The following is a 16298-nucleotide window of genomic DNA, read 5'->3' on the forward strand; positions in this document are numbered from 1 at the left end:
CCTTAGATCTTGCCAGCGGCACGGATTTCGGCCAGCACGACAGTGATGCCACGCTTGTCGATGATACGCATGCCTTTAGCAGATACACGCAGGCGAACAAAACGTTTCTCTTCTTCAACCCAGAAGCGGTGATGCTGCAGGTTCGGCAGGAAACGACGACGGGTTTTGTTATTTGCGTGGGAAATGTTATTCCCAGTCACCGGACCCTTACCGGTAACTTGACAGACTCTCGACATGCCTCAGCCCTCTAAAACCACATGCCCAACCCGGCATGGGTTGGCCGCTTAATCTCTCAGTCATTTGGCGCCAGGCGCCGCGTTTCTTTAAGGGTCTTACCGGCTACACCTACAGTGAAGGAACCGGGCCCCTAGAAAAGAGCGCTGCTTTATACCAGAAAGACCCTGACGCAACAACAGCGAGTGTGTTTTTACCGGAGTAAATCTCGGCCGTTGACGCCAGAACCGTTGCCAGGAGGGGCCGCTACAACAGCCGACCGCTCGTCGCACAGAATGATTTTCAGCGCCCGCGTGCACCGTGAAGTGCGCGACGAAACTATCTGAGGCGCCATCAAAACAGCATTTGAGCCAAAAGCACAGGCAAAAATGGGCTAGTCATTTATCAATCAGAGCACTACGGTAGGACTTTTCCAGACTGCACTCGCAGATGGGCCTTCGATCTGCAAAGGAAACCGAATATGCGCCTCGCTGCCCTACCGCTGTTGCTTGCCCCTCTTTTTATCGCTCCGCTGGCCTCTGCCGCCACCAACCTGAGCGTGTGCACCGAGGCCAGCCCCGAAGGGTTTGATGTGGTGCAGTACAACTCGCTGACCACCACCAACGCCTCCGCGGACGTATTGATGAACCGCTTGGTGGACTTCGATGCCGCCAGCGGCAAGCTGGTGCCAAGCCTGGCCGACAGCTGGGACGTGTCGCCGGACGGCCTGACCTACACCTTCAAGCTGCACCCGAATGTGAAGTTCCACCGTACCGAGTACTTCACCCCCAGCCGCAGCCTGAACGCCGAAGACGTGCGCTTCAGCTTCGAGCGCATGCTCGACCCGGCCAACCCGTGGCACAAGATCGCCCAGAGCGGTTTCCCTCACGCCCAGTCGCTGCAACTACCGACACTGGTCAAGAAGATCGATGCGCTCGACCCACTGACCGTGCGCTTCACCCTGGACCATGCCGACTCCACCTTTCTCGCCGCCCTGAGCATGGGCTTCGCCTCGATTTACCCGGCCGAGTACGCCGACAAACTGCTCAAGGCCGGTACGCCCGAGAAGCTCAACAGCCAACCGATTGGCACCGGGCCGTTCATTTTCAGTCGCTTCCAGAAAGACGCCGTGGTTCGCTACAAAGCCAACCCGGACTACTTTGGCGGCAAACCGGCTGTGGATAACTTGATCTTCGCGATCACACCGGACGCCAACGTGCGCTTGCAGAAGCTGCACCGCGATGAATGCCAGATCGCCCTGTCGCCCAAGCCGCTGGATGTGGGCGAGGCCGAGAAAGACCCGGCCCTCAAAGTAGAAAAAACCGCCGCATTCATGACCGCATTCGTGGCGATCAACAGCCAGCACCCTCCCCTGGACAAGCCCGAAGTGCGTCAGGCGATCAACCTGGCCTTCGACAAGGCCAGCTACCTCAAAGCGGTATTTGAAGGCACCGCCGAAGCCGCCAACGGCCCTTATCCGCCCAATACATGGAGCTACGCCAAGGACTTGCCGGGTTATCCACAGGACCTCGACAAGGCCAGGGCCCTGCTCAATCGCGCCGGGCTCAAGGATGGCTTCAAGACCACCATTTGGACACGCCCCACCGGCAGCCTGCTGAACCCCAACCCGAACCTCGGCGCGCAACTGTTGCAAGCCGACCTGGCCAAAGTCGGCATCCAGGCCGAGATCCGCGTGATCGAATGGGGCGAGCTGATTCGCCGCGCCAAAGCCGGCGAGCATGACCTGTTGTTCATGGGCTGGGCCGGCGACAACGGTGATCCGGATAACTTCCTGACCCCGCAGTTTTCCTGCGCAGCGGTGAAGTCCGGGACCAACTTCGCGCGTTACTGCGACCCGGCGCTGGACAAGCTGATCAGTGCCGGCAAGACCACCAGCGAGCAAGGGGTGCGCAGCAAGCTGTATCAACAGGCCCAGGCGCAGATCCAGCAGCAGGCGTTGTGGCTGCCGCTGGCGCATCCGACCGCGTTTGCCCTGGCCCGCAAGAATGTCGAGGGATACCAGGTGAGCCCATTCGGGCGCCAGGACTTCTCGAAGGTCAGCGTCAAGCCCTGAACCATGGCCCCCACCGCAAAGGGTGGGGGCTACATCCATCCGTACTCCGCCATCGACAATGGATCACCATCCCCCACGATGATGTGATCCAGCACCCGCACGTCCACCATCTCCAGCGCTTTCTGCAGGACTTTGGTCAATTTTCGATCAGCAGCACTCGGCTCCACGCTTCCCGAAGGATGGTTGTGACACAAGATCAACGCCGCCGCGTTGTAGGCCAGTGCGCGTTTGACCACTTGCCGGGGATACACCACCGCAGCGTCGATGGTGCCCTCGGATAATGCCTCGAAGCCCAATACCCGATGTTTTGAATCGAGAAACAGGCAGCCAAAGATCTCGTGGGGCTCATGGCGCAACAGCGCCTTGAGGTAACCCCGCACGACCTCCGGGCTTTCCAGCACTGACTCACTGCGCAAGTGTTCGGCCATATGCCGCCGGGACATTTCCAGTACCGCCTGCAGTTGGGCAAACTTCGCCGGCCCCAAGCCCAGTTGCTGGTTGAACAGCGCCTGGTTGGCCTCCAGCAGCGGGCGTAAGCCACCAAATTGGGCGAGCAGATGGCGCGCCAAGTCCACCGCACTCCGACCGGCTACACCTGTGCGCAGAAAGATTGCCAACAACTCGGCATCTGACAAACTTGCCGCGCCCCATGCCAAAAGCTTCTCCCGCGGACGCTCTGCCGCCGGCCAGTCACGAATACTCATCCCACCTCCCTGTGCATGTGCGCCGCTGCTGCCTGACAGACGCTGTGTTATCGTAGGCCCTCTTTTTTGCGTGCGATTTCACCTGGGGAGGGGAGATCGCAGGCGTCACTGAACTGGCTTCACTGAACTGGAAAGGCAAACCAATGCAGCGTCTGTATCGGAAACGCATCGTTCTCGGCGTCGGCGGCGGCATTGCCGCCTACAAGAGCGCAGAGTTGGTTCGCAGGCTCCTGGACCAAGGCGCCGAAGTCCGCGTGGTCATGACTCGTGGCGGCAGTGAGTTCATCACCCCCCTGACCATGCAGGCCTTGTCCGGCCACCCGGTTCACCTGGACCTGCTGGACCCGGCGGCGGAAGCCGCCATGGGCCACATCGAACTGGCCAAATGGGCCGACCTGGTGCTGATCGCCCCAGCCACCGCGGACCTGATCGCCCGCCTCGCCCAAGGCATTGCCGACGACCTGCTTACCACGCTGGTACTGGCCACCGACGCCACCGTGGCCATCGCCCCGGCCATGAACCAGGCCATGTGGCGCGATCCGGCCACCCAGGCCAACACTCAACTCCTGCAAAGTCGTGGCCTCAAGGTGTTCGGCCCGGCGTCCGGCAGCCAGGCCTGCGGCGACGTGGGCATGGGCCGCATGCTCGAAGCCACCGATCTGGCCCAGTGCGCCGCCGAGTGCTTCCAGCATCTGGCCCTGACCGGCAAGCACGTGCTGATCACCGCTGGCCCGACCCAGGAAAACATCGACCCGGTGCGCTACATCACCAACCATAGCTCAGGAAAAATGGGCTTTGCGCTGGCAGAAGCGGCGGTCGAGGCAGGCGCACGTGTCACCTTGATCACAGGACCGGTGCATTTGCCGACCCCTGATCGCGTCACGCGAATCGACGTAGTCAGCGCCCGGGACATGCTCGCGGCCTGCGAAGCGGCCATTCCCTGCGACCTGTTTATCGCCTCGGCAGCGGTTGCGGACTACCGCCCGGAAGTCGTCGCCCCGCAAAAGCTCAAGAAAGACCCTACAAGCGGCGACGGCCTGCTCCTGCAAATGGTGCGCAACCCGGACATCCTGGCCACCATCGCCACCCGTCCAGACCGCCCGTTCAGCGTCGGCTTCGCGGCCGAGACCGAGCACTTGCTGGACTACGCCGCACGCAAATTGAAAGACAAAAACCTCGACCTGATCGTTGCCAATGATGTCGCCAACCCGAGCATCGGCTTCAACAGCGAGGAAAACGCCTGCAGCGTGATTGACCGCGACCTGCACGCCACCCTTTTCGCCCAGACCAGCAAGGGCAAGATTGCCCGCCAGTTGATCTCTTTTATCGCCCAACGGCTGAACCAGGTTTAATTTCCATGCACGCTTTGCAAGCCAAGATCCTCGACCCACGCATCGGCACCGAATTCCCACTGCCGGCCTACGCCACCCCTGGCTCCGCCGGCCTGGACCTGCGCGCCATGCTCAAGCAGGACACCCTGCTTGAGCCGGGTCAGACCGTCCTGATTCCGACCGGCCTGTCGATCTACGTGGGCGACCCTGGCCTGGCGGCGCTGATCTTGCCGCGCTCCGGCCTGGGTCACAAACACGGCATCGTACTGGGCAATCTGGTCGGCCTGATCGACTCGGACTACCAGGGCGAGTTGATGGTGTCGTGCTGGAACCGTGGCCAGACTGCCTTCAACATCGTGGTCGGCGAGCGCATCGCCCAGCTGGTTCTTGTGCCGGTGGTGCAGGCGCACTTCGAACTGGTGCATGAGTTCGACGAAACCCAACGCGGCGCAGGCGGCTTCGGGCATTCCGGCAGTCTCTGACTAAGCTGAACCTGGCCGGGTGCTTCTGCCCGACCAGACGCCACCGCATGGCTTTTCAGGATGAAGAATGCGCGGAATTTATCAGCGAGATTTCCATAGTGAAATCAATGCATTACGCAAAAAAGAGCCAGGCCGCCAAACGCCGATGGCATTTTTGCACCACGAACTCTCTGCCGAAAACACCGTCATACCCTTCAGTTTGAGCCTGCCGGTCAGCCACATTAAGGCCAGCCTTGCCCCCTTCAGATGGAGTTTCCCCCCGCGATGAGTACCGCAGCCCGAGTAGCCCCGACATTCCCCGACAGCATTTTTCGCGCCTATGACATCCGTGGCGTGGTGCCCAAGACCCTGACCGCCGAAACGGCCTACTGGATTGGCCGCGCCATTGGCGCCCAGAGCCTGGCCCAGGATGAGCCCAACGTTTCGGTCGGCCGCGACGGTCGTTTGTCCGGCCCGGAACTGGTGGAACAACTGATCCAGGGCCTGGCCGACGCCGGCTGCCACGTCAGCGACGTCGGCCTGGTACCAACGCCGGCGCTGTACTACGCCGCCAATGTCCTGGCCGGCAAGTCCGGGGTGATGCTCACCGGCAGCCATAACCCGTCGGACTACAACGGCTTCAAGATCGTCATTGCTGGCGACACCCTGGCCAACGAACAGATCCAAGCCCTGCATACCCGCCTGAAGACCAACGACCTGACCAGCGGCAAAGGCAGCATCACCAAGGTCGACATCCTGCAGCGCTACTCCGATGAAATCACCCGCGACGTCAAGCTCGCCCGCCGCCTCAAAGTGGTGGTGGACTGCGGCAACGGCGCGGCCGGCGTGATCGCGCCGCAACTGCTCGAAGCGCTGAACTGCGAAGTGATTCCGTTGTTTTGCGAGGTCGACGGCAACTTCCCGAACCATCACCCGGATCCGGGCAAACCTGAGAACCTGGTGGACCTGATCGCCAAGGTCAAGGAAACCGGCGCCGACGTCGGCCTGGCCTTCGACGGTGACGGCGACCGCGTCGGTGTGGTGACTGAAACCGGCGAGATCGTCTTCCCCGACCGCTTGCTGATGCTGTTCGCCCGTGACGTAGTGGCGCGCAACCCCAACGCCGAAATCATTTTCGACGTGAAGTGCACCCGTCGCCTGACGCCGCTGATCAAGGAATATGGCGGCCGTCCGCTAATGTGGAAGACCGGTCACTCGTTGATCAAAAAGAAAATGAAGGAAACCGGCGCCCTGTTGGCCGGCGAAATGAGCGGTCACGTGTTCTTCAAGGAGCGCTGGTTCGGCTTTGATGACGGCATTTACAGCGCCGCTCGTCTGCTGGAGATCCTCAGCAAGGAAGAATCCACCGCCGAAGAACTGTTCCAGACCTTCCCGAATGATATTTCTACGCCAGAGATCAATATCCATGTGACCGAGGAGAGCAAATTCAGCATCATTGACGCACTGCACGATGCGCAATGGGGCGAAGGCGCCAACCTGACCACCATTGATGGTGTGCGAGTCGATTACGCCAAAGGCTGGGGCCTGGTTCGCGCGTCCAACACCACACCGGTGCTGGTCCTGCGTTTCGAGGCGGATACCGAGGCTGAGTTGCAGCGCATCAAGGACGTGTTCCACGCCCAGTTGAAACGTGTTGCCCCTGATCTCCAATTACCGTTCTGATTTTTTTCCGGAGCCCTGAATGACCCTCGAACGCGAAGCCGCTGCCAACACCGCCAAGGTCCTGTCCGAAGCGTTGCCTTACATTCGACGCTACGTCGGCAAGACGTTGGTGATCAAGTACGGCGGCAATGCCATGGAAAGCGACGAGCTGAAAACCGGCTTTGCCCGCGACATCGTGTTGATGAAAGCCGTCGGGATCAACCCCGTGGTAGTACACGGTGGCGGCCCGCAGATCGGCGACCTGCTCAAGCGTTTGTCGATCGAGAGTCACTTCATCGATGGCATGCGCGTCACTGACGCGCAGACCATGGACGTGGTGGAGATGGTCCTCGGCGGCCAGGTGAACAAAGACATCGTCAACCTGATCAACCGCCACGGCGGCAGCGCCATCGGCCTGACCGGCAAGGACGCTGAGTTGATCCGCGCGAAAAAACTGACCGTCACCCGTCAGACGCCGGAAATGACCCAGCCGGAAATCATCGACATCGGCCAAGTGGGCGAAGTGATCGGCATCAACACCGACCTGCTGAACCTGCTGGTCAAAGGCGACTTCATCCCGGTGATCGCACCCATCGGCGTGGGCGCCAATGGCGAGTCCTACAACATCAACGCCGACCTGGTAGCGGGCAAGGTTGCCGAAGCGCTGAAAGCTGAAAAGCTGATGCTGCTGACCAACATCGCCGGCCTGATGGACAAGGAAGGCAAGGTGCTGACCGGCTTGACCACCCAACAGGTGGACGAGTTGATCGCCGACGGCACCATCTACGGCGGCATGCTGCCGAAGATCCGTTGCGCGCTGGAAGCGGTGCAAGGCGGCGTCGGTAGCTCGCTGATCCTGGATGGCCGCGTGCCGAACGCGATCCTGCTGGAAATCTTCACCGACACCGGTGTGGGCACGCTGATCAGCAACCGCAAGCGTCCTTAAAAACGCAGAAAACAAATGTGGGAGGGGGCTTGCCCCCTCCCACATTACTTGCTGTATCAGACGCCGAATTGCTCGCGGTACGCACGCACCGCCGGCAGATGCTGCTTGAGCTGCGGATCATCTTCCAGGAACTGCAACACCTGGTTCAACGACACGATACTCACGACCGGAATGCCGAAATCGCGCTCCACTTCCTGGATCGCCGACAATTCACCGTTGCCGCGCTCCTGGCGGTTCAGTGCGATCAACACGCCAGCGGCCTTGGCGCCGTCCTGGGAAGCGATGATCTGCATCACTTCACGGATTGCGGTGCCCGCGGTGATGACATCGTCGATGATGAGCACGTCGCCGGTCAGCGGCGCGCCCACCAGGCTGCCGCCTTCGCCGTGAGCCTTGGCTTCCTTGCGGTTGAAGCACCAAGGCAGATCCCGCCCGTGATGCTCAACCAAAGCCACTGCCGTTGTGGCCGCCAGGGGGATACCCTTGTAGGCCGGGCCAAACAGCACGTCGAAGGAAATACCGCTTTCAACGATGGCTGCCGCGTAGAAACGACCCAGCTGAGCCAGGGCCGAACCCGAGTTGAACAGGCCAGCATTGAAGAAGTACGGGCTGGTGCGCCCGGACTTGAGAGTGAACTCACCGAAGCGCAAAACGCCGCGATCGATGGCAAAACGAATGAAATCGCGTTGATACGCCTGCATGAAAAAAGCCTCAGATACCACGGATTTAGCTAATTAGGTAGACGGCGTGTATCATACACGCACGCGATTTTTGGGGCCATTTATGCGGATCATCAGTGTGAACGTTAATGGTATTCAGGCTGCAGTCGAGCGTGGTTTGCTCAGTTGGCTGCAAGCTCAGAATGCCGACGTCATCTGCCTGCAGGACACCCGCGCCTCCGCCTTTGAACTGGACGACCCAGCCTTCCAACTGGATGGCTACTTCCTTTATGCCTGCGATGCCGAAGTGCCCACCCAAGGTGGCGTGGCTTTGTACTCGCGGTTGCAACCCAAGGCGGTCATCAGCGGCCTCGGCTTCGAGACAGCCGACCGCTACGGGCGCTACCTGCAAGCCGATTTCGACAAGGTCAGCATCGCGACCTTGCTGCTTCCTTCGGGGCAGAACGGCGATGAAGACTTGAACCAGAAGTTCAAGCTAATGGACGATTTCGCCCGTTATCTGGATAAGCAGCGGCGTAAACGTCGCGAGTACATTTACTGTGGCTCGCTGTACGTGGCGCAACAGAAGCTGGATATCAAGAACTGGCGCGACAGCCAGCAATCCCCAGGCTTCCTGGCGCCGGAACGGGCCTGGATGGACGAGATTGTCGGCAATATGGGCTATGTGGATGCCCTGCGCGAAGTCAGCCGTGAAGGCGACCAGTACAGCTGGTGGCCGGATAACGAACAGGCCGAGATGCTTAATCTGGGCTGGCGTTTCGACTACCAGTTGCTGACCCCAGGTCTGCGCCGGTTTGTTCGCAGCGCACGCTTGCCACGCCAGCCGCGCTTCTCGCAACATGCGCCGCTGATCGTGGACTACGACTGGACACTGACCATCTAAGGTCTTTCTCCAGGCACAAAAAAACCGACATCGCTGTCGGTTTTTTTGTGGGCGATCATTATTTGACCAGGCGCCAGGTCCAGGGGTATCGGTAAGCCGTGCCGTTATTGGCTTTAACGCCACCAATGATGGTCAGCACCAGCGCTGCAACCACCAGCACCAACATCAGCACAAAGCCGATCACCACAAAACCCAGCACCATGCAGACCAGCCAGGCGATGGCCACGGTAATCTGGAAATTCAGGGCTTCCTTGCCCTGATCATCGATAAGCGGGTCCATATCCTTCTTGATCTGCCACACGATCAGCGGCCCCAACAGGCTGCCAAAGGGGAATACCAACCCCAGAAACGCCGCGAAGTGACACAACATCGCCCACTGGCGAACTTCCTTGGTCGGTGCCGGGACCGGCAATTGACTGTCACTCATGGCGCTTCTCCTTGAAGGCGGCTTAGTCAGCCAGTGCGGCGTTCTGCAGTTCGAAGATTTCGGTCATGCCTTTCTGGGCCAGGGCCAGCATTGCATTCAGTTCGGCCGGCTGGAATGGCGCGCCTTCGGCGGTGCCCTGCACTTCGATGAAACCACCGGTGCTGGTCATCACGACGTTCAGGTCAGTCTCGGCAGCCGAGTCTTCCAGGTAGTCCAGGTCCAGCACAGGCTCGCCCTGGTACATGCCAACCGATACGGCAGCGATCATCTGCTTGAGCGGGTCGCCGCCTTTCAGGCCGCCACGTTTCTTGATCACTTTCAGTGCGTCGACCAGGGCCACCATCGCGCCGGTGATGGACGCGGTACGGGTGCCGCCATCGGCCTGGATCACGTCGCAGTCGACGTACAGGGTCACGTCGCCCAGCTTGGACATGTCCAGGGCTGCACGCAGGGAACGACCGATCAGGCGCTGGATTTCCAGGGTGCGGCCGCCCTGCTTGCCACGGCTGGCTTCACGCTGGTTACGCTCGCCAGTGGCACGCGGCAGCATGCCGTACTCGGCGGTCAACCAACCCTGGCCCTGGCCCTTGAGGAAGCGCGGCACGCCATTTTCGACGCTGACGGTGCAAATCACCTTGGTATCGCCAAACTCGACCAGTACAGATCCCTCGGCGTGTTTGGTGTAGTTGCGGGTGATGCGGATCGAGCGGAGCTGATCGGCAGCGCGACCACTTGGACGTTTCATAGGGGATACCTGTACTGAGGACGAAAAACTGCCGGGCATTATAGAGCCGCGAACCGATTCGGGGCACTGCTAAAAAATCCGGTTACGAATGGACAGCCTATCGCCCATTGTTTGGGCGCGCTCGCCCCACTGCGCTACAATCCTGCGCCTTCTTAACCATCAGCCCGTGTTTTCGGGGCTGCATCGCGAGGTACCTCCATGGTGCACAGCATGACCGCCTTCGCCCGCGTCGAAAAAGCCGGCGCCCAAGGCACCTTGAGCTGGGAGCTGCGCTCGGTCAACAGCCGCTACCTGGAGCCGCACCTGCGCCTGCCGGAATCATTCCGCGACCTCGAAGGCGCCGCCCGTGAAGCCCTGCGCCAGGGCATCTCCCGCGGCAAGCTGGAATGCACCCTGCGCTTTACCGAAGAGACCACCGGCAAACCACTGCAAGTGGATCGCGAGCGCGCTGCGCAACTGGTCGCCGCTGCCGAGACCATCGCCGGGCTGATAAAGCAACCCGCCGCATTGAACCCCCTGGAAGTGCTGGCCTGGCCAGGCGTGCTGGTGGCCGATGCCACCGACCCGCAAGCCCTCAACGCCGAAGCCCTCGCCCTGTTCACCCAGGGCTTGAAGGAACTCAAGGCCGGCCGCGAACGCGAAGGCAGCGAACTGGCCCGCCTCATCAACGAGCGCCTGACCTCGATAGAAGCCGACGTGGTCACCTTGCGCGAGCTGGTGCCGCAGATGCTCGCCACCCAGCGCCAGAAGGTCCTCGACCGCTTCACCGACATGAAGGCCGACCTCGACCCGACGCGTTTGGAGCAGGAAATGGTCCTGCTGGCCCAGAAGAGCGACGTCGCCGAAGAGCTGGATCGCCTGAGCACCCACATCCTCGAAGTGCGCCGCGTACTCAAATCCGGCGGCGCCGCCGGTCGGCGCCTGGACTTCCTGATGCAGGAACTCAACCGCGAAGCCAATACACTCGGCTCCAAAGCTTTCGACCCGCGCAGCACTACGGCTGCGGTCAACCTCAAAGTGTTGATCGAGCAGATGCGCGAACAAGTACAGAATATTGAGTAAGGCAACCTTCATGACCCACAGCACCGGCACCCTTTACATCATTTCCGCCCCTTCGGGCGCGGGCAAGAGCAGCCTGGTCAAGGCCCTGACCGACGCTGACGAACAGATCCGCATCTCGGTCTCCCACACCACCCGCGCCATGCGCCCGGGCGAGGTGAACGGCGTGCACTATCACTTCGTCGAGCGCACCGAGTTCGTCAAGATGATCGAACACGGCGACTTCCTGGAGCGCGCCGAGGTATTCGGCAACCTCTACGGCACCTCGCAAAGCCACCTGCAGCAGACCCTGGACGAAGGCCACGACCTGATCCTGGAAATCGACTGGCAGGGCGCCGAGCAAGTACGCAAGCTGATGCCCCAGGCGCGCTCGATCTTCATCCTGCCGCCTTCGCTTGAAGCCTTGCACCAGCGCCTGACCAACCGCGGGCAGGACAGCGACGAGATCATCGAAGGGCGCATGCGTGAAGCCGTCAGCGAAATGAGCCACTACGTCGACTACGATTACCTGATCATCAACGACGATTTTTCCCACGCACTGGATGATCTGAAGGCGATTTTCCGCACTAATCAGCTCCAGCAAAAGCGTCAACAGCAGCGTTTCGGTAAGTTACTGGCCGAATTACTCGGCTGATTAGAGCTTCCCAAAACCGCTGCAAGGGCTTTACATTGGCACTTGCAGCGGTTTTGCGAGGGCTTGCGAAAAATCAGCGCTTCCCTAAACGCTGGTGATTTTTTAAACTGTTTAGTCCGCTCGCCCAACCGGGCAGCGCGCATCTTGCATCCGCTCCGAGGAATATCATGGCCCGCGTAACCGTTGAAGACTGCCTAGACCACGTGGCAAACCGCTTTGAGCTGGTCATGCTCTCTACCAAGCGTGCCCGTCAACTGGCCACTGGCGGCAAAGAGCCTCTGGTCCAGTGGGAAAACGACAAGCCTACCGTTGTAGCCCTGCGTGAAATCGCTGAAGGCCTGATGAGCTACGAGTTCATCGCCAACGCTGAAATCGTTGAAGACGAACCGCTGTTTGCAGCGTTCGAGGACGAGTCCAACGAGGCCGTCTAAGCCTATGCCTGGTCGACGTAGCACGGCGCGGGGTCAAAGCCTTCGGCAGGAGTTCACATCTTGCCGAGCATAGACGCCCTCGCCGATCGCTTATCGACCTACCTCGGCCCCGACCAGGTCAACCTGGTCCGCCGAGCGTATTTCTACGCCGAACAAGCCCACGACGGCCAACGCCGCCGTAGCGGTGAGGCGTATGTCACCCATCCTCTTGCGGTGGCAAATATTCTCGCTGACATGCACATGGACCATCAGAGCCTGATGGCCGCGATGCTGCATGACGTGATCGAAGACACCGGCATCGCCAAGGAAGCGCTCAGCGCGCAATTTGGCGAAACCGTGGCCGAACTGGTCGATGGGGTCAGCAAACTGACCCAGATGAACTTCGAGACCAAGGCCGAAGCCCAGGCGGAAAACTTCCAGAAGATGGCCATGGCCATGGCCCGGGATATCCGGGTGATCCTGGTCAAGCTGGCCGACCGGCTGCACAACATGCGCACGCTGGAAGTGCTGTCCGGCGAAAAACGCCGGCGCATCGCCAAGGAAACCCTGGAAATCTACGCGCCCATCGCCAACCGGCTGGGCATGCACGCCATTCGTATCGAGTTCGAAGACCTCGGCTTCAAGGCCATGCACCCGATGCGTTCGGCGCGCATCTACCAGGCGGTCAAGCGCGCCCGTGGCAATCGCAAGGAAATCGTCAACAAGATCGAAGAGTCGCTAAGCCACTGCCTGGCGATCGACGAGATTGAGGGCGAGGTCAGCGGCCGGCAGAAGCACATCTACGGCATCTACAAGAAGATGCGCGGCAAGCGTCGGGCCTTCAACGAAATCATGGATGTGTACGCATTCCGGATCATCGTCGACAAGGTCGATACCTGCTACCGCGTGTTGGGCGCTGTACATAATTTGTACAAACCCCTGCCGGGCCGCTTCAAGGACTACATCGCGATTCCCAAGGCCAACGGCTATCAGTCACTGCATACCACGCTGTTCGGTATGCACGGCGTGCCGATCGAGATCCAGATCCGCACCCGCGAAATGGAAGAGATGGCCAACAACGGCATCGCCGCCCACTGGCTGTACAAATCCAGCGGCGACGAGCAGCCAAAAGGCACCCATGCCCGCGCTCGCCAGTGGGTCAAAGGCGTGCTGGAAATGCAGCAACGTGCCGGCAACTCGCTGGAATTTATCGAAAGCGTGAAGATCGACCTGTTCCCGGACGAGGTCTATGTGTTCACGCCCAAAGGCCGGATCATGGAGCTGCCCAAAGGCTCCACGGCGGTCGACTTCGCTTACGCGGTGCATACCGACGTGGGCAACAGCTGCATCGCCTGTCGGATCAATCGTCGTCTCGCCCCGCTGTCTGAGCCGCTGCAAAGCGGCTCCACCGTGGAGATCGTCAGCGCACCGGGCGCACGCCCGAATCCGGCATGGCTCAACTTCGTGGTTACCGGCAAGGCGCGCACGCACATTCGTCACGCCCTCAAACTGCAGCGTCGCTCCGAGTCCATCAGCCTCGGCGAACGCCTGCTGAACAAGGTACTCAACGGCTTCGACAGCGCCCTGGACAAAATCCCGCAGGAGCGCGTGCAAGCGATGCTCCACGAGTATCGCCAGGAAACCGTCGAGGACCTGCTGGAAGATATCGGCCTGGGCAACCGCATGGCCTATGTGGTCGCTCGCCGCCTGCTGGGCGAAGGCGAGCAGTTGCCAAGCCCCGAAGGCCCGCTGGCGATTCGCGGCACCGAGGGCCTGGTGCTCAGCTATGCCAAGTGCTGCACGCCAATCCCGGGCGACCCGATTGTCGGCCACCTGTCCGCAGGCAAAGGTATGGTCGTGCACCTGGACAACTGCCGCAACATCACCGAAATCCGTCACAACCCGGAAAAATGCATCCAGCTCTCATGGGCCAAGGATGTCACCGGCGAATTCAACGTCGAGCTGCGCGTGGAGCTGGAACACCAGCGCGGCCTGATCGCCCTGCTGGCCAGCAGCGTCAACGCGGCCGACGGCAATATCGAAAAAATCAGCATGGACGAACGCGATGGTCGCATCAGCGTGGTCCAACTGGTGGTCAGCGTTCACGACCGCGTGCACCTGGCCCGCGTGATCAAGAAGCTGCGCGCCTTGACCGGTGTGATCCGCATCACCCGCATGCGTGCATAACCCACCCTCTTACAAGGAGTCATTCATGACCAAGACTGTTATCACCAGCGACAAGGCCCCGGCGGCCATCGGCACTTATTCCCAGGCGATCAAGGCGGGCAACACTGTCTACATGTCCGGCCAGATCCCGCTGGACCCGAAGACCATGGAACTGGTGGAGGGCTTCGAAGCACAGACCGTGCAGGTCTTCGAAAACCTCAAGTCTGTAGCCGAAGCGGCGGGCGGTTCGTTCAAGGACATCGTCAAGCTGAACATCTTCCTCACCGACCTGAGCCACTTCGCCAAGGTCAACGAGATCATGGGCAAATACTTCGAACAGCCTTACCCAGCCCGCGCCGCCATCGGCGTTGCGGCCCTGCCAAAGGGCGCACAGGTTGAGATGGACGCGATCCTGGTCATCGAGTAAAACACCCGGCGCAGCCTTCACAGGCCGCGCCGACTTCGTTTTAAAAGGATTTCATGATGCGCAAAGCGCTTGTAGCCACTTCGTTGCTCGCCCTGATGCTCGGCGGCTGCGCCAGCAACCCGGCCGACCTGGATGTGAGCGGCACCTGGATCAACCAGGTCGCCATCGATGCGGCAGCCAAGGGCGGCCCTTTGCGTGAAGCACTGCAGAGTTTTGGCCCGAACCTCGAATGGGAGGTCAATTCCAAGGCTGCGCAGGCGCGCTACTACAACGGTTTTGAAGTTGCCGAAGGCAAGCTGCTCGGCGAACAATCCGGCGCCTGGAGCGTGGATTTCTACGGCAGCTCCGCCACTGAACTCAAGCGCAAAGGCAAGCAGCTGCTGCAAGTGGCCAACGACAACGAGCCCGAACAGCTATTTGCCCGCGCCAAAGACCCCGCCCCGGAAGGTGCGCCACTGGGCGCGAACTTCGAACGCGCACTGTATGCGGCCTATATGGGCGGCGACTGGAAAATCACTGACGGCTTCGGCAACGGCGCCACGGTGCAGTTTCAGGCTGACGGCAAAGTCGCAGGCTTACCGGGTGTCGACCGGTACTCGCTGTGCCTGGCAGGTGATTGCGCTTCAATGAGCGGCGGCTACGACAGTATGTGGCTGCAACTCAACGGCGTGGGCAATCCATGGATTTTTGTCCGCAAAGGCAAACAGCTGGAAATTTTCCAGGCAGTCAACACCGCACAGGCCGACGAAGTACCTTCGTTTACACCTGGGCCACGACAGTGGCTGCTGGAAAAACCGTAAAAAAGGAGCCCTCGCAGACTGTGTGAAAACCTAGCAATCTGCGCAGAGCTCAAAGAAAATGCTCCGTATCGAAAGATACGGAGCATTTTTCGTTATGGCGTACATCCAGGGCGAATCTCGCAGCCAGACCAGCCTGTTCCCGGTCTCGCTGGAAGAACTGATCCCCGAGGATCACCTCGTTCGAGTCATAGACCTCTACGTGGCCAAGCTGGATCTGGTGCAGTTGGGGTTCGATAAGGCGTTGCCCAAAGGCACCGGTCGCCCCTCTTATGATCCTGCCGATCAGCTAAAACTCTATCTCTACGGCTATTTCCAGCGAAAGGTGATCGGATCTATCAGGCCGCCGTCGACGACTGCGCCAACTGCGCGCTGAAAGCGCAATGCACTGGAGCCCAGCGTCGTTATGTCTCACGACATGCCCATGAAGAGGCTTTCGAGCGGATGGAGCAAAGGATGCAGGCGCATCCTGAGATGATGGCCAACCGAAGATCCATCGTTGAGCACCCCTTCGGCAACCTCAAACAGTGGCTATTGGGTAATGGTCGTTTCTTGCTGCGGCAACTTGAGGGGACGAAAGCTGAAATGGCCTTGGCGGTGAATGCCTACAACCTGAAACGAGCGATTAACGTGCTCGGGGCCCGCCAACTGATGGCGCTAATGGGCTAGAAGGCCTTTT

Annotated in this window: 17 protein-coding genes and 2 pseudogenes; 14 read left to right on the plus strand and 5 right to left on the minus strand. The window is 60.3% G+C overall.

All coding sequences use genetic code 11. The features are described 5' to 3' along the window. Window positions 1-2 precede the first annotated feature (2 nt). Entirely contained in the window at window positions 3-236 is a 234-nt protein-coding gene (rpmB, locus tag DNK50_RS02555; RefSeq protein ID WP_003176907.1) for a 50S ribosomal protein L28, read from the minus strand. A gap of 458 nt (window positions 237-694) precedes the next feature. Here rpmB and DNK50_RS02560 point away from each other — a divergent pair, with 458 nt between their 5' ends. Continuing rightward, window positions 695-2287: an ABC transporter substrate-binding protein gene (locus tag DNK50_RS02560; protein ID WP_112192757.1), complete on the plus strand. Its 1593-nt coding sequence runs from the start codon at window positions 695-697 to the stop codon at window positions 2285-2287. A 29-nt stretch (window positions 2288-2316) separates the two neighbouring features. Here the strand turns inward: DNK50_RS02560 and radC are convergent, their stop codons facing one another. Then, window positions 2317-2991: a DNA repair protein RadC gene (gene radC / locus DNK50_RS02565; RefSeq protein WP_112192758.1), complete on the minus strand. Its 675-nt coding sequence runs from the start codon at window positions 2989-2991 to the stop codon at window positions 2317-2319. A 143-nt stretch (window positions 2992-3134) separates the two neighbouring features. Here radC and coaBC point away from each other — a divergent pair, with 143 nt between their 5' ends. From coaBC to argB, 5 genes and pseudogenes are all read left to right on the plus strand, one after another. After that, window positions 3135-4343 (plus strand): bifunctional phosphopantothenoylcysteine decarboxylase/phosphopantothenate--cysteine ligase CoaBC, encoded by a 1209-nt coding sequence (coaBC, locus tag DNK50_RS02570; RefSeq protein ID WP_099586016.1) that lies wholly within the window; start codon window positions 3135-3137, stop codon window positions 4341-4343. A 5-nt stretch (window positions 4344-4348) separates the two neighbouring features. After that, on the plus strand, window positions 4349-4804 hold the full coding sequence (dut, locus tag DNK50_RS02575; protein ID WP_112192759.1) for a dUTP diphosphatase: 456 nt from the start codon (window positions 4349-4351) through the stop codon (window positions 4802-4804). Between the two features lie 67 nt (window positions 4805-4871). Beyond that, window positions 4872-5072, plus strand: coding sequence for a hypothetical protein (locus DNK50_RS02580; RefSeq protein WP_112192760.1), 201 nt, complete (start codon window positions 4872-4874; stop codon window positions 5070-5072). Next, window positions 5045-6466, plus strand: a pseudogene (locus tag DNK50_RS02585) (phosphomannomutase/phosphoglucomutase); the annotation flags it as partial. The gene DNK50_RS02580 and the pseudogene DNK50_RS02585, both read left to right, overlap by 28 nt. A gap of 19 nt (window positions 6467-6485) precedes the next feature. Further along, complete coding sequence (gene argB, locus DNK50_RS02590; RefSeq protein WP_015886532.1) at window positions 6486-7391, plus strand: acetylglutamate kinase; 906 nt, start codon at window positions 6486-6488, stop codon at window positions 7389-7391. 56 nt (window positions 7392-7447) lie between these two features. Here the strand turns inward: argB and pyrE are convergent, their stop codons facing one another. Further along, window positions 7448-8092 (minus strand): orotate phosphoribosyltransferase, encoded by a 645-nt coding sequence (gene pyrE, locus DNK50_RS02595; RefSeq protein WP_112192761.1) that lies wholly within the window; start codon window positions 8090-8092, stop codon window positions 7448-7450. A gap of 82 nt (window positions 8093-8174) precedes the next feature. On the opposite strand from pyrE, the gene DNK50_RS02600 reads away from it, so the two are divergent. After that, window positions 8175-8954, plus strand: a complete 780-nt coding sequence (locus tag DNK50_RS02600; RefSeq protein WP_003195493.1) for an exodeoxyribonuclease III — start codon at window positions 8175-8177, stop codon at window positions 8952-8954. A gap of 58 nt (window positions 8955-9012) precedes the next feature. Here the strand turns inward: DNK50_RS02600 and DNK50_RS02605 are convergent, their stop codons facing one another. Next, on the minus strand, window positions 9013-9381 hold the full coding sequence (locus DNK50_RS02605; RefSeq protein WP_032884406.1) for a DUF4870 domain-containing protein: 369 nt from the start codon (window positions 9379-9381) through the stop codon (window positions 9013-9015). A 22-nt stretch (window positions 9382-9403) separates the two neighbouring features. Beyond that, window positions 9404-10126 (minus strand): ribonuclease PH, encoded by a 723-nt coding sequence (rph, locus tag DNK50_RS02610; protein ID WP_016975928.1) that lies wholly within the window; start codon window positions 10124-10126, stop codon window positions 9404-9406. Window positions 10127-10324: 198 nt separating this feature from the next. On the opposite strand from rph, the gene DNK50_RS02615 reads away from it, so the two are divergent. From DNK50_RS02615 to DNK50_RS02645, 7 genes and pseudogenes are all read left to right on the plus strand, one after another. After that, on the plus strand, window positions 10325-11188 hold the full coding sequence (locus tag DNK50_RS02615; protein ID WP_112192762.1) for a YicC/YloC family endoribonuclease: 864 nt from the start codon (window positions 10325-10327) through the stop codon (window positions 11186-11188). Between the two features lie 10 nt (window positions 11189-11198). Next, window positions 11199-11819 carry a guanylate kinase gene (gene gmk / locus DNK50_RS02620; RefSeq protein WP_092355860.1) on the plus strand — a complete coding sequence of 207 codons (621 nt, stop codon included), beginning with the start codon at window positions 11199-11201 and terminating at the stop codon, window positions 11817-11819. A 167-nt stretch (window positions 11820-11986) separates the two neighbouring features. Beyond that, entirely contained in the window at window positions 11987-12250 is a 264-nt protein-coding gene (gene rpoZ / locus DNK50_RS02625; RefSeq protein WP_017735757.1) for a DNA-directed RNA polymerase subunit omega, read from the plus strand. A 60-nt stretch (window positions 12251-12310) separates the two neighbouring features. Next, the gene (spoT, locus tag DNK50_RS02630) at window positions 12311-14416 is read left to right on the plus strand and encodes a bifunctional GTP diphosphokinase/guanosine-3',5'-bis pyrophosphate 3'-pyrophosphohydrolase (RefSeq protein ID WP_032884411.1); all 2106 of its coding nucleotides are present in this window, start codon (window positions 12311-12313) and stop codon (window positions 14414-14416) included. A 25-nt stretch (window positions 14417-14441) separates the two neighbouring features. Then, window positions 14442-14822 (plus strand): RidA family protein, encoded by a 381-nt coding sequence (locus DNK50_RS02635; RefSeq protein WP_003176922.1) that lies wholly within the window; start codon window positions 14442-14444, stop codon window positions 14820-14822. A gap of 56 nt (window positions 14823-14878) precedes the next feature. Beyond that, on the plus strand, window positions 14879-15622 hold the full coding sequence (locus DNK50_RS02640) for a hypothetical protein (protein WP_099586021.1): 744 nt from the start codon (window positions 14879-14881) through the stop codon (window positions 15620-15622). A gap of 94 nt (window positions 15623-15716) precedes the next feature. After that, a pseudogene (locus DNK50_RS02645) lies at window positions 15717-16288 on the plus strand (transposase). The last annotated feature ends 10 nt before the right edge of the window (window positions 16289-16298 follow it).

Origin of the sequence: Pseudomonas sp. LG1E9, from assembly GCF_003290225.1 — a bacterium.
In the GTDB taxonomy this organism is placed as follows: domain Bacteria; phylum Pseudomonadota; class Gammaproteobacteria; order Pseudomonadales; family Pseudomonadaceae; genus Aquipseudomonas; species Aquipseudomonas cyclaminis.

Coding starts and splice junctions, on each gene's coding strand:
- dut (WP_112192759.1), top strand. CDS start 4,349: ATGCACGCTTTGCAAGCCAAGATCCTCGACCCACGCATCGGCACCGAA.
- rpoZ (WP_017735757.1), top strand. CDS start 11,987: ATGGCCCGCGTAACCGTTGAAGACTGCCTAGACCACGTGGCAAACCGC.
- rpmB (WP_003176907.1), bottom strand. CDS start 236: ATGTCGAGAGTCTGTCAAGTTACCGGTAAGGGTCCGGTGACTGGGAAT.
- gmk (WP_092355860.1), top strand. CDS start 11,199: ATGACCCACAGCACCGGCACCCTTTACATCATTTCCGCCCCTTCGGGC.
- argB (WP_015886532.1), top strand. CDS start 6,486: ATGACCCTCGAACGCGAAGCCGCTGCCAACACCGCCAAGGTCCTGTCC.
- DNK50_RS02635 (WP_003176922.1), top strand. CDS start 14,442: ATGACCAAGACTGTTATCACCAGCGACAAGGCCCCGGCGGCCATCGGC.
- pyrE (WP_112192761.1), bottom strand. CDS start 8,092: ATGCAGGCGTATCAACGCGATTTCATTCGTTTTGCCATCGATCGCGGC.
- rph (WP_016975928.1), bottom strand. CDS start 10,126: ATGAAACGTCCAAGTGGTCGCGCTGCCGATCAGCTCCGCTCGATCCGC.
- DNK50_RS02560 (WP_112192757.1), top strand. CDS start 695: ATGCGCCTCGCTGCCCTACCGCTGTTGCTTGCCCCTCTTTTTATCGCT.
- coaBC (WP_099586016.1), top strand. CDS start 3,135: ATGCAGCGTCTGTATCGGAAACGCATCGTTCTCGGCGTCGGCGGCGGC.
- radC (WP_112192758.1), bottom strand. CDS start 2,991: ATGAGTATTCGTGACTGGCCGGCGGCAGAGCGTCCGCGGGAGAAGCTT.
- DNK50_RS02605 (WP_032884406.1), bottom strand. CDS start 9,381: ATGAGTGACAGTCAATTGCCGGTCCCGGCACCGACCAAGGAAGTTCGC.
- DNK50_RS02640 (WP_099586021.1), top strand. CDS start 14,879: ATGCGCAAAGCGCTTGTAGCCACTTCGTTGCTCGCCCTGATGCTCGGC.
- DNK50_RS02580 (WP_112192760.1), top strand. CDS start 4,872: ATGCGCGGAATTTATCAGCGAGATTTCCATAGTGAAATCAATGCATTA.
- DNK50_RS02615 (WP_112192762.1), top strand. CDS start 10,325: ATGGTGCACAGCATGACCGCCTTCGCCCGCGTCGAAAAAGCCGGCGCC.
- DNK50_RS02600 (WP_003195493.1), top strand. CDS start 8,175: ATGCGGATCATCAGTGTGAACGTTAATGGTATTCAGGCTGCAGTCGAG.